At 72.1% G+C, this 11,878-nt stretch carries 12 protein-coding genes; all 12 read right to left on the reverse strand.

The features are described 5' to 3' along the window. Positions 1 to 535: 535 nt before the first annotated feature. The 12 genes from truA to map all read right to left on the reverse strand — a co-directional run bounded on the left by truA (position 536) and on the right by map (position 11,831). Positions 536 to 1,381 carry a tRNA pseudouridine(38-40) synthase TruA gene (gene truA, locus KMZ30_RS12065; RefSeq protein WP_215514066.1) on the reverse strand — a complete coding sequence of 282 codons (846 nt, stop codon included), beginning with the start codon at positions 1,379 to 1,381 and terminating at the stop codon, positions 536 to 538. Between the two features lie 92 nt (positions 1,382 to 1,473). Next, positions 1,474 to 2,178 carry a 50S ribosomal protein L17, sunset domain variant gene (rplQ, locus tag KMZ30_RS12070; RefSeq protein ID WP_215514060.1) on the reverse strand — a complete coding sequence of 235 codons (705 nt, stop codon included), beginning with the start codon at positions 2,176 to 2,178 and terminating at the stop codon, positions 1,474 to 1,476. Between the two features lie 38 nt (positions 2,179 to 2,216). Then, positions 2,217 to 3,251: a DNA-directed RNA polymerase subunit alpha gene (locus tag KMZ30_RS12075; protein WP_030526859.1), complete on the reverse strand. Its 1,035-nt coding sequence runs from the start codon at positions 3,249 to 3,251 to the stop codon at positions 2,217 to 2,219. Positions 3,252 to 3,403: 152 nt separating this feature from the next. Further along, positions 3,404 to 4,012, reverse strand: coding sequence for a 30S ribosomal protein S4 (gene rpsD, locus KMZ30_RS12080; RefSeq protein ID WP_030526858.1), 609 nt, complete (start codon positions 4,010 to 4,012; stop codon positions 3,404 to 3,406). A 35-nt stretch (positions 4,013 to 4,047) separates the two neighbouring features. After that, positions 4,048 to 4,452 (reverse strand): 30S ribosomal protein S11, encoded by a 405-nt coding sequence (gene rpsK, locus KMZ30_RS12085; protein WP_030526857.1) that lies wholly within the window; start codon positions 4,450 to 4,452, stop codon positions 4,048 to 4,050. 58 nt (positions 4,453 to 4,510) lie between these two features. Next, entirely contained in the window at positions 4,511 to 4,888 is a 378-nt protein-coding gene (rpsM, locus tag KMZ30_RS12090; protein ID WP_030526856.1) for a 30S ribosomal protein S13, read from the reverse strand. A gap of 214 nt (positions 4,889 to 5,102) precedes the next feature. Next, the gene (gene rpmJ / locus KMZ30_RS12095) at positions 5,103 to 5,216 is read right to left on the reverse strand and encodes a 50S ribosomal protein L36 (protein WP_006592630.1); all 114 of its coding nucleotides are present in this window, start codon (positions 5,214 to 5,216) and stop codon (positions 5,103 to 5,105) included. Positions 5,217 to 5,244: 28 nt separating this feature from the next. After that, positions 5,245 to 5,466: a translation initiation factor IF-1 gene (infA, locus tag KMZ30_RS12100; protein ID WP_006946284.1), complete on the reverse strand. Its 222-nt coding sequence runs from the start codon at positions 5,464 to 5,466 to the stop codon at positions 5,245 to 5,247. Positions 5,467 to 5,869: 403 nt separating this feature from the next. Beyond that, the gene (gene meaB / locus KMZ30_RS12105; RefSeq protein ID WP_215514061.1) at positions 5,870 to 6,895 is read right to left on the reverse strand and encodes a methylmalonyl Co-A mutase-associated GTPase MeaB; all 1,026 of its coding nucleotides are present in this window, start codon (positions 6,893 to 6,895) and stop codon (positions 5,870 to 5,872) included. Beyond that, a complete protein-coding gene (gene scpA / locus KMZ30_RS12110) occupies positions 6,892 to 9,060 on the reverse strand; it encodes a methylmalonyl-CoA mutase (protein WP_215514062.1) in 2,169 nt (722 codons plus the stop codon). The genes meaB and scpA overlap by 4 nt, the downstream gene beginning before the upstream one ends. Next, positions 9,057 to 10,874 (reverse strand): methylmalonyl-CoA mutase subunit beta, encoded by a 1,818-nt coding sequence (locus KMZ30_RS12115; RefSeq protein WP_215520040.1) that lies wholly within the window; start codon positions 10,872 to 10,874, stop codon positions 9,057 to 9,059. The genes scpA and KMZ30_RS12115 overlap by 4 nt, the downstream gene beginning before the upstream one ends. 102 nt (positions 10,875 to 10,976) lie before the next feature. Continuing rightward, entirely contained in the window at positions 10,977 to 11,831 is an 855-nt protein-coding gene (gene map, locus KMZ30_RS12120; protein ID WP_215514064.1) for a type I methionyl aminopeptidase, read from the reverse strand. Positions 11,832 to 11,878: the final 47 nt, after the last annotated feature.

Consider the following 11,878-nt stretch of genomic DNA (forward strand, 5'->3'; position numbering starts at 1 on the left):
TGTTCGTCATCAACCAAAGGAAAAACTCGGCACCACCACACCCCTCACCCGAACGGGCAAAGAACGAAGCGATGCGACGAGGTAAAAATTGGCATCGATTCTTGACACGCTGTTGAGTTCTCAAGGTCCGGACGCGCACCCACGATCTGTTCTGCGAACATCTCGCCGGGGCTGTTCCGTGTTGTCCCAGTCGCGCTGGGCAACTGTTCAAACTTACTCGCGTCCATGCTTGGGCGTCAAATCCGTGACCCGCTCTTGGAGCGGCCGGCTGTGATCGCGCTTGGATCTCTGCGGTGTGTCCCACACTCTAGCACCCGTTCCGGGCCCTTCTCCACTCACCCCGGTCCGTGCGGACCGCGTGCGGGTGGAGCTGGTGGGAGCCAGCCCCGGGACCGGCCTCCGCGAGGTCTCCCTGCGGTGTCCGTTCCTCCCTCTCGGGCTGACGTCGAGAACAGTAGATGACTCCTCGCGCCGAACACAAATCCGCTCCCTCGAGGCCACCTGCCGAGTGCGCCGACGGGCACGTCCGTGCAGGTCAGCGGGCCTGCGGTGGCAGCACCCGCACCGCGCGGGCCTCCTCCGCCCGCGCCGCGAGGCCCTCGTCGCCGGGGTAGGTGACCTCCTCGAGCGAGAGGCCGTGCGCCGGCATGACCTTGACCCGCGGGTCCCGCACCCCGCCGAGCAGCACCTCACGCGGCCACTCCACCGGGTGCCGCCCTTCCCCCACGGGCACGACCGACCCCACGAGCGCGCGCACCATCGAGTGGCAGAACGCGTCCGCCACCACCGTGGCCTCCAGGACCCCGTCCTCGCCGCGCGTCCAGGCGTAACGCAGCAGCGTGCGCACGGTGCTGGCCCCCTCACGCCGCTTGCAGAACGCGGCGAAGTCGTGCAGCCCGACGAGCGAGCGGGCTGCGGCGTCCATCGCCGCCACGTCGAGCCGGTCCCGCACGAGCACGGTGTCGCGGCGCCGGAGCGGGTCCATCCCCCCGGCGTCGTCACAGACCCGGTAGCGGTAGCGCCGCTGCAGCGCGGAGAATCGGGCGTCGAACCCCTCGGGTGCGACCCCGACCTGCCGGACGACGACGTCCGCCGGCAGCACTCCCCCGAGCCGGGTCCGCGCCGCCTCCTCCGGCGAGCGGTCCGAGCGCCCGGGCAGCCGCTTGAACGCCTCGTCGTCGACGTCCGCGTGCACGACCTGCCCCCGCGCGTGCACCCCCGCGTCCGTCCGTCCGGCCACGGTGACCCGCACCGGCTCGTCGGCGCGCAGGACCGTGGTCAGCGCGGCCGACAGCTCCCCCTCGACCGTCCGCAGCCCCGGCTGCGCCGCCCACCCCGAGAAGTCGGTGCCGTCGTAGGCGAGGTCGATCCGCAGGCGCACCGTCACGCCGACCAGCGTACGGGCGCCCGGGACACGGCGAGGGCCGCCTCCCTCACGGGAGACGGCCCTCGTCGGTTAAGTCGTGGGGAGGCTCAGGCCTCGTCCTCGACCTGCTGCTTCGCGGCGCCACCGGCCGGCTCGAAGCCGGCGGCCTCGGCGGCCGCGGCGTCCTGGAACCAGAACTCGGCGACGGTCTGGTCGAACCACTGCGAGCCCTCGACGTGGTACTTGCCCGAGTCCGCGTTGCCCTTGACGGTGTAGCCCTCGGGGCCGGAGCCGTCCTCGTTGGCCGCGACGGCACCCTCGGGGAGCTCCACCGCGGTGGTCTCCTTCCCAGCAGAGCTGGGGGCCGGGACGGGAGCCTCCTCCGCCTTCGCCGCGTCCTTGGCCGCCCGCTTGGTCGCGGCCTCGGCCTCCTTGACGGTGGCCTTCTTGGCGACGGGCTCGCGGACGAGCTCGATGACCGCCATCGGGGCGTTGTCGCCCTTGCGCGGGCCGACCTTGGTGATGCGGGTGTAGCCGCCGTTGCGCTCCGCCATGTCGGGGGCGATCTCGACGAAGAGGCGGTGGACGACGCCCTTGTCGCGGACGACGGTGAGCACGCGACGGCGGGCCGAGAGGTCACCGCGCTTGGCGAAGGTGACGAGGCGCTCGGCGAGGGGGCGCAGGCGCTTGGCCTTGGCCTCCGTCGTGGTGATGCGGTCGTGCTCGAAGAGCGACGTCGCGAGGTTGGCGAGGATGAGCCGCTCGTGAGCGGGACCGCCTCCGAGACGGGGACCCTTGGTGGGGGTAGGCATTGCTGTTCTCCTTGAGTGACGTGCCGGGAGGCGTTAGGTCAGAGCTGCTCGTCCTCGGCGAACGCCGAGTCGTCCTCGCCCTCACCGAAGGTGAAGTCGTCGTAGCGGTCGGCGATCATGCTCGGGTCGAACCCGGGGGGGCTGTCCTTGAGCGCCAGGCTCATGCCGGCGAGCTTGGCCTTGACCTCGTCGATCGACTTCGCCCCGAAGTTGCGGATGTCGAGCAGGTCGGCCTCGCTGCGACCCACGAGCTCACCCACGGTGTGGATGCCCTCGCGCTTGAGGCAGTTGTAGGACCGGACCGTAAGGTCGAGGTCCTCGATCGGCAGCGCGAGGTCGGCGGCCAGGGCGGCGTCGGTCGGCGACGGGCCCATGTCGATGCCCTCGGCCTCGACGTTGAGCTCACGGGCCAGGCCGAACAGCTCGACGAGGGTCTTGCCCGCCGAGGCGAGCGCGTCCCGCGGCGCCATCGAGGACTTGGTCTCGACGTCGACGACGAGGCGGTCGAAGTCGGTGCGCTGCTCGACGCGGGTGGCCTCGACCTTGTAGGTCACGGTGAGGACCGGGCTGTAGATGGAGTCGACCGGGATGCGGCCGATCTCCTGGTCGCCGGCCTTGTTCTGGACGGCCGAGACGTAGCCGCGGCCGCGCTCGACCGTCAGCTCCATCTCGACGGTGCCCTTGTCGTTGAGCGTCGCGATGTGCAGGTCGGGGTTGTGCACCTCGACACCGGCCGGCGGCGCGATGTCCGCGGCGGTGACGGCGCCCGCACCCTGCTTGCGCAGGTACATGACGACCGGCTCGTCGTGCTCCGAGGAGACGACGAGGCTCTTGACGTTGAGGATGATCTCGGTGACGTCCTCCTTGACCCCGGGGATCGTGGAGAACTCGTGGAGCACGCCGTCGATGCGGATGCTCGTGACCGCGGCACCCGGGATGCTCGAGAGCAGGGTGCGACGGAGGCTGTTGCCGAGCGTGTAGCCGAAGCCGGGCTCGAGGGGCTCGATGCTGAAACGGCTCCGGTACTCGGAGACGACGTCCTCGGAGAGGACGGGACGCTGTGCGATGAGCACGGTGGTTCTTCCTTCCCACGGGCGACCGCCATATGACGCCGCGTGAACGCCGGGCACCATCCCGGCACCCGCCCCGGCTCGGTCCCCGGGACGGGCTTCGTCCGCGGTCGCCGGCCCCCCGCGAGGAGGGGCCGGCGGCCGCGGACGTCAGGTCAGTTCTTCGAGTAGAACTCGACGATGAGCTGCTCGGTGAGGACCGTGTCGATCTGCGCACGGGTCGGCAGCGAGTGGATGAGGATCTGCAGCGAGCCCGGGACGACCTGCATCCAGGCCGGGGTCGGACGCTCGCCGAAGGTCTCGCGGGCCAGCTGGATCGGGAACGACTCCACCGACTGCTTGCGCACGGTGATGATGTCGAACTGCTCGACCCGGTAGCTCGGGACGTCGACGCGCACGCCGTTGACCTCGAAGTGGCCGTGCGTCACGAGCTGGCGCGCCTGACGACGGGTGCGGGCGAGGCCGGCACGGTAGACGACGTTGTCGAGACGGGACTCGAGGATCGTCAGGATGTTCTCGCCGGTCTTACCGGGGCGGTTGGCCGCCTCCTTGTAGTACCGACGGAACTGCTTCTCCATGACCCCGTAGGTGAAGCGGGCCTTCTGCTTCTCCTGGAGCTGGGTCAGGTACTCCTTCTCCTGGATCCGGCGACGGCCGTGCTGGCCGGGCGGGAACGGGCGGAGGTCGAAGTTCTTGTCACCGCCGACGAGGTCGGTCTTCAGGCGACGCGACTTCTTGGTGATGGGACCGGTGTAACGGGCCATGTCTCTCTCTTACCTTTCGCGAAGTCTTGTGTCGCTCAGACGCGGCGGCGCTTGGGCGGACGGACGCCGTTGTGCGGCTGGGGGGTGACGTCCTGGATCGAGCCGACCTCGAGGCCGGCCGCGGTCAGGGAGCGGATGGCGGTCTCGCGACCGGACCCCGGGCCCTTGACGAAGACGTCCACCTTGCGCATCCCGTGCTCCATGGCACGGCGCGCAGCGGCCTCGGCGGCGGTCTGCGCGGCGAACGGCGTGGACTTGCGCGACCCCTTGAAGCCGACCTGGCCGGCGGAGGCCCAGGAGATGACGGCACCGGTGGGGTCGGTGATCGAGATGATCGTGTTGTTGAACGTGCTCTTGATGTGGGCCTGGCCCACGGCGACGTTCTTCTTCTCCTTGCGGCGCACCTTCTTGGCGCCGGTGTTGCGTCCCTTGGGAGGCATGTGTTTCTCCTACGAAGTCTTCGGAAGCGGTGGTGGCGTGACGCGCGTCAGGCGCAGGTCACTTACCGGCCTTCTTCTTGCCGGCCACGGTGCGCTTGGGACCCTTGCGGGTGCGCGCGTTGGTCTTGGTCCGCTGGCCCCGGACGGGGAGGCCCCGGCGGTGACGCAGGCCCTCGTAGGACCCGATCTCGACCTTGCGGCGGATGTCCGCGGCGACCTCGCGCCGCAGGTCACCCTCGACCTTGAGGTTCTCCTCGATCCAGTCGCGGAGCTTGACCAGGTCGTCGTCACCGAGGTCCTTGACCCGGGTGTCGGCGGAGACGCCGGTGGCCGCGAGGGCCTTCTGCGCGCTGGTCTTCCCGACTCCGAAGATGTAGGTCAGTGCGACCTCGGCGCGCTTGTCGCGCGGGAGGTCGACGCCCATCAGACGTGCCATGTGGGGATGTTCCTTCTCGTGGTGTCCGGAGGTCTGGAGCAGCACCGGTCCGGCCATCCTGGTCCGGTCCCCGGCCTCCGGGCCGGGGGTGACGTCCCGCGTCCACCTGCCATCCAGGTGACCCGTCGGGGGTCGGGTGCTGCGTGCTTCTCTTCTGCGTGCTCGGATCGTCGACCCGTGCGGCCCTCGCGGGCGGTGGTGCGTCTGACTCGCGTCAGCCCTGGCGCTGCTTGTGGCGCAGGTTCTCGCAGATCACCATGACCCGGCCGTTGCGGCGGATCACCTTGCACTTGTCACAGATCTTCTTGACGCTCGGCTGAACCTTCATGTCGCCTTTGCTGTCTCGTCGATGTGTCTCAGCGGTAGCGGAAGACGATGCGGCCGCGAGTCAGGTCGTACGGGCTCAGCTCCACCACCACACGGTCCTCGGGGAGGATCCGGATGTAGTGCTGCCGCATCTTGCCGGAGATGTGCGCGAGCACCTTGTGACCGTTCGTGAGCTCAACCCGGAACATCGCGTTCGGGAGTGCCTCGACGATCGTGCCCTCGATCTCGATGACGCCGTCCTTCTTGGCCATACCCTCTCAATCCGCCGTTGGGCAGCCCTTCGTCAGGTCGGACCGCCCATGGAAATCGGCCCCGTGCTGCTTCGCAGGACGCACCATGCAGAACGCACACGTGACCGACGTTCAATGCTACGCGAGGTGGGGGCACATCACGAAATCCGTGGGAAGCCCCGGGAACACGCCACCGGGCCGGCCGATGCAGGGGGGTGGCCGACCCGGTGGGTAGTTCGAGGGGGCGTCCGGTGCAGGGGGTGGACGCCCGTCCCCGCGCCCCGGTGGACAGGGGCCTGGACTCGAGGTCCGGCATCACCGGGGTGCGAGGACGACTCTTCCCCCTTTGTCAACGACCCACCAACCCCACGCGTCCCGCGTGCCTTTTCGGCCCCGCGGTCACGGACGACCGGCCGGGCCGGCATCAGCCGTTCGGACGAGCCGACGGGCGCTCCTCGGCGGCACGCAGCTGCGCGGCGTAGAGGGAGAGCACGCGGGCGGCGCCCTCGACCGCGCTCGTCGTACCCGCGCGGACGGCCTCCTCGATGGCCTCGCGCTCGGCCCGCACCCCCGGCGCCGAGCGCACGCCGTCGGCCAGCTCGGCGTCGACGAGCGCCCACATCCAGTCCTGCTGCTGCTGCGCGCGGCGCGCCTCGAGCGAGTGGCGCTCCTCGAGGTGGGCCCGGTGCTCCAGCACGGCCTGCCACACCTCGTCCAGACCCGCCCCGGTCAGGGCCGAGCAGGTGAGGACCGGCGGACGGCGCACGTCGCGGCCCGGCATCATCAGGCGCATCGCGCCCATCAGCTCGCGGGCCGCGGCCCGGGCCGGGAGCTCGCCGTCGCCGTCGGCCTTGTTGACCGCGATGACGTCGGCGAGCTCGAGGATGCCGCGCTTGATGCCCTGGAGCTGGTCCCCCGCGCGGGCGAGCGTGAGCAGGAGGAAGGTGTCGACCATCTCGGACACCGCGATCTCGTTCTGCCCCACCCCGACCGTCTCGACGACGACGACGTCGAAGCCCGCCGCCTCGAGGACGAGCATCGACTCGCGGGTGGCGCGGGCGACGCCGCCGAGATGGCGGCCCGAGGGGCTGGGGCGCACGAAGGCGTCGTCGGAGGCCGCCAGCCGCGCCATCCGCGTGCGGTCGCCGAGGATGGAGCCGCCGGTGCGCCGGGAGCTCGGGTCGACCGCGACGACCGCGACCCGGTGCCCCTGCTCGACCAGCCGGACGCCGAGGGCGTCGATGAACGTCGACTTGCCGGCACCGGGGACCCCGCTGATGCCGACCCGGACCGCTCCCCCGGTGCGGTCCGCGAGGGCGCCGAGCAGCGCCCGGGCGCTCTCGCGGTGGTCCGGGCGCCGCGACTCGAGCAGGGTGATCGCTCGCGCCACGTGCTGGCGCGAGCCCTCCCGCACGCCGGCGACGAGGTCGTCGACGTCGACGGGCTTCACCCGAGCCGCTCGCGCAGCTCGTGGACGAGGGCGACGGCCGCCTTGCTGATGACGGTGCCCGGGGGGTAGATCGCGTCGGCGCCGGCCGCGCGCAGGGCCTCGTGGTCCTGGTCGGGGATGACACCGCCGACGACGATCATCAGGTCGTCGCGCCCGAGGTCGTCCAGGGCCGCACGCAGGGCCGGGACGAGGGTCAGGTGGCCGGCCGCGAGCGAGCTGACACCGACGACGTGGACGTCGGCCTCGACGGCCTGCCGGGCGACCTCCTCCGGCGTCTGGAACAGCGGGCCCACGTCGACGTCGAACCCGAGGTCGGCGAACGCGGTGGCGATGACCTTCTGCCCGCGGTCGTGGCCGTCCTGGCCCATCTTCGCGACGAGGATGCGCGGGCGGCGGCCCTGCTCCTCCTCGAACTCCTCGACGGCGGCCTGGGCCTCGCGGACGGTCGCGTCCTCCCCCGCCTCGGCGCTGTACACGCCCCCGATCGTACGGATCTGGGCGGTGTAGCGGCCGAACGCCTCCTCCATCGCGAGCGACATCTCGCCGACCGTGGCCTTGGCGCGGGCCGCCTCGATGGCGAGCGCCAGGAGGTTGGTGGCCATCGTCCCGTCGGAGCCGGCCCGGGCGGCCTCGGTCATCCGCGCGAGGGCGGCGCGGCAGGCGTCCTCGTCGCGCTCGGCACGCAGCCGCTCGAGCTTCGCGACCTGGCTGGCGCGCACCGCCGCGTTGTCGACCTTGAGCACCTCGATCGGCTCGTCCTCGTCGACGGGGTAGGTGTTGACGCCGATGACCGGCTGGTGCCCGGAGTCGATGCGCGCCTGGGTGCGCGCGGCCGCCTCCTCGATGCGCATCTTCGGGATGCCCGCCTCGATGGCCCTGGCCATCCCGCCGGCCGCCTCGACCTCCTCGATGTGCTGCCACGCGCGCTCGGCGAGGTCGCGGGTCAGCCGCTCGACGTAGGCCGAGCCGCCCCACGGGTCGATCGTGCGGGTCGTCCCCGACTCCTGCTGGAGCACGAGCTGGGTGTTGCGGGCGATCCGCGCCGAGAAGTCCGTCGGCAGCGCGATCGCCTCGTCGAGGGCGTTGGTGTGGAGGGACTGCGTGTGGCCCTGCGTCGCGGCCATCGCCTCGACGCACGTGCGCACGACGTTGTTGAAGACGTCCTGCGCCGTGAGGCTCCAGCCGGAGGTCTGGCTGTGGGTGCGCAGGCTGAGCGACTTGGGGTTGGTCGCCCCCTGCTCGCGCACGAGCCGCGCCCAGAGCAGGCGCGCGGCCCGCATCTTCGCGACCTCCATGTAGAAGTTCATCCCGATCGCCCAGAAGAACGACAGCCGCGGCGCGAACCGGTCGACCTCGAGGCCGACCGCCTGTCCCGCGCGCAGGTACTCGACGCCGTCCGCGAGGGTGTACGCGAGCTCGAGGTCCTGCGTCGCCCCGGCCTCCTGCATGTGGTACCCGGAGATCGAGATCGAGTTGAAGCGCGGCATCTCCTGGCTCGTGAAGGCGAAGATGTCGCTGATGATCCGCATCGACGGCTCGGGCGGGTAGATGTAGGTGTTGCGGACCATGAACTCCTTGAGGATGTCGTTCTGGATGGTCCCGGTCAGCTGCTCCGCCGTCACCCCCTGCTCCTCGGCCGCGACGACGTAGAGCGCGAGCACCGGCACGACGGCGCCGTTCATCGTCATCGACACCGACATCCGGTCCAGCGGGATGCCGTCGAAGAGGGTGCGCATGTCGTAGATGGAGTCGATGGCGACGCCCGCCATGCCGACGTCGCCGGCGACGCGCGGGTGGTCGGAGTCGTAGCCGCGGTGGGTCGCGAGGTCGAACGCGACGCTCAGGCCCTTCTGGCCGGCGGCGAGGTTGCGCCGGTAGAACGCGTTGGACTCCTCGGCCGTGCTGAAGCCGGCGTACTGGCGGATGGTCCACGGCTGGGTCGTGTACATCGTCGGGTAGGGGCCGCGCAGGAACGGCGGGGCGCCGGGCACGGTGTCGAGGAAGTCGAGGCCCTCGAGGTCGTGCTCGGTGTAGAGCGGCGGGACCTCGATGCCCTCCGGGGTGGTCCAGGCGGGGACGTCGGCCGGGGTCGCCGTGGCGGTGGTGCCCTCCGGCGGGGTGGCGGGGCCGAGGTCGAGGTCGCTGAAGTCGGGGACGGTCGTCATCGGGTCTCTCCCTCGGTCGGGGCGCCGAGCCGGTCGAGCAGGTCGGTGAGCAGGGCGACGACGTCCATCCCGTCGTACACCTCGCCGTCGACGAGGCCGGCGTCGTCGCCGAGCTCGCGGGCGCGGCCGGCGAGCAGGACGCGCTCGGCGCCGGCGGCCCGCAGCTCCGCGACGGCCTCGGCGCCGTGCGCGACGTACTGCTCGCGGCTGCTCGCGAGGACGGCCACCGGGCCGACCTCGTCGGCGGCGGCGAGGCCGCCGGCCGCGAGGAGGTTGAGGACGAAGCCCTGCCGGGCGCCGAAGTCGCGCTGGGCGCCGAGCGTCCGGACGGTGACCTGCGGGGCGTCGAGCGTGCGGGCGCGGTCGCGCAGCGCCTCGAAGACGGCGGCGTCGCGGCGCGGGACGAACGCGCCGTCGGCCGTCGTGAGCGTGGCCCGGGGGCGGCGCTCGGGCGGGGTGTCGGCGAGGTTGGGGAACATCGAGACGCCGGTGATCGGACGGCGACGGGTCGCGAGGAGCGGGTCGCGCCCGGCCGTGGCGGCGTCGACCCACTCGCGCAGGAGCCCGTCGCGCAGGGCGGCGAGCACTCCCCCGGCGCGCTCGACCTCCTGGAAGCGGGCCCAGGCGCGCTCGGCCACCTCGTCGGTCAGCGACTCGAGGTACCACGAGCCGCCACCGGGGTCGGTGACGCGGCCGACGTTGGACTCGTCGGCGAGGAGGATCTGGGTGTTGCGGGCGAGCCTGCGCGAGAACCGTTCCGGCAGACCGGCCACCGTGTCGTGCGGGAGCACCGTGATCGCGTCCGCGCCGCCGATCGAGGCGCCGAAGGTCGCGAGCGTGTTGCGCAGGACGTTGACGAAGGGGTCCTCGCGGGTGGCCATCCGCAGGCTCGTCACCGCGTGGGTGCGGGCGCCGCGGTCGGCCTCGGGCGCACCGACGGCCTCGCCGATGCGCGCCCAGGTCCGGCGGAGCGCCCGCAGGACGGCGGCGGTGAGGAACTGGTCGGCGGTGGCGCTGACACGGAACTCGATGTGCCGGAACGCGACTGCTGGTTCGATGCCGGCCTGCTCGAGGTGGCGCAGGTACTCGACGCCGGTCGCGAGGGCCACCGCGAGGGCGTCGACCTCGCTGGCGCCGGCGTCGTGCAGCACGCGCGCGTCGACGGTGACGGCGCGCCAGCCGTCGCGGCCGTCGAGCGCGGCGACGAGGCCGGCCACCGGCTCGAGGTCGGGGGCGGTGCCGGTGCGCAGGGCCGCGCCGACCGGGTCGAGACCGAGGTTGCCGCCGACGGACCCACTGTCGCCGACGACGTCGAGCAGCGCCCGGGCGGCGCCGGGCTGGTCGGTGGCCGACGAGACGACGACCGGTGCGAGGTCGAGCCGGACGTCGGCGAGGACCTCGGCGAGGTCCTCGGGCGCGACGCCGTCGTCGCCGACGTGCACCCACACCGAGGTGACGCCGTGCTCGAGGTCGTCGAGGACGGCGGTGCGACCGCGGGCGGGGTCCGGGTCGTCGTGCAGCTGGCGGACGTCCCACGGCAGGGTGGCCTCGCGCAGGGCGCGGCCACGGGTGAAGGGCATCGCCCCGGGGACGCCGAGCGGGCGGTCCTCGCGGAGGTAGAGACCGGCCGTCGTGAGCCCGCCGTCGAGCGCCGTGACGAGCGCGGCCTCCGCGGCGTCCGGCTCGGTCCGCGCGTCGTCGGTCCGGCGCTTGTCCAGCACGTCCGCGACGAGCCGCTGCCAGTCCTCGCGCGTGCGGGGGTCGAACCCCTCGGCGAGCGGCAGGTGGCCCTGCGGAGGCGACGACGTCGTCATCGGGCACTCCTGGGGTCGGTGGTCTGCTCCACCTCCACCCTAGCCAGCGGCCGGGTCCGGCTCACCGAGACGTCGGTCACCCGGCGCCGGGCCGGAGCGACGTCAGGCGGGCGTGATGTCGGCGAAGGGGACGCCGAGCGCGGCGAGCCGCTCGCGGCCACCGTCGAGGGCCGTGAGGACGCAGGTACCGGCCGCCGTGACGGCGACGGAGTGCTCCCAGTGCGCGGCGCGCGAGCCGTCGCGGGTGACGACCGTCCACTCGTCCTCGAGCACCGTGTTGTCCTGGTCGCCGAGGGTCACCATCGGCTCGATGCAGATGGTCATCCCGTCGACGACGGACGGGCTGCGGCCGTCGACCCGGTAGTTCGGGACCTGCGGGTCCATGTGCATCGAGGTGCCGATGCCGTGGCCGACGTAGTCCTCGACGATGCCGTACTCACGGCCGCGGGCATCCCCGGAGGTGGTCAGCGAGTCCTCGACCGCGGCGCCGACGTCGTAGAGCGGGCGGCCGACGCGCAGCGCGGCGATGCCGGCCCAGAGCGAGGTCTCGGTGTCGTCGCTCAGCTCGAGGTCCTCGGGGCGCCCGGCCTCGCGGCCGCCGACGACGAGGGTGAGCGCGGCGTCGCCGTTCCAGCCGTCGACCTCGGCGCCGCAGTCGACGGAGAGCAGGTCGCCGGCCTCGAGCACGCGGCCGCGCGGGATGCCGTGGACGATCTCGTCGTTGACGCTCGTGCAGAGCGTGTGGCGGTAGCCGGGGACGAGCTGGAAGTTGGGGATGCCCCCGTGGTCGCGGATGTGGGCCTCGGCGAGGGCGTCGAGGTCGAGCGTCGTCATCCCGGGGCGCACCTGCGCGCTGACGAGCTCGAGGGTGCGGGCGACGAGCAGGCCGGCCGTCCGCATCTTCGCGAGCTGCTCCGGGGTCTTGCCCTCGACGCGGTCACGGCTGAACAAACCCATGGCGCGAACCCTACCCGCGCCCCGCCGCACCCCCGGAATCGCGCATC

The sequence above is a fragment of the Phycicoccus mangrovi genome (genome assembly GCF_018729305.1).
In the GTDB taxonomy this organism is placed as follows: Bacteria; Actinomycetota; Actinomycetes; order Actinomycetales; family Dermatophilaceae; genus Phycicoccus; species Phycicoccus jejuensis.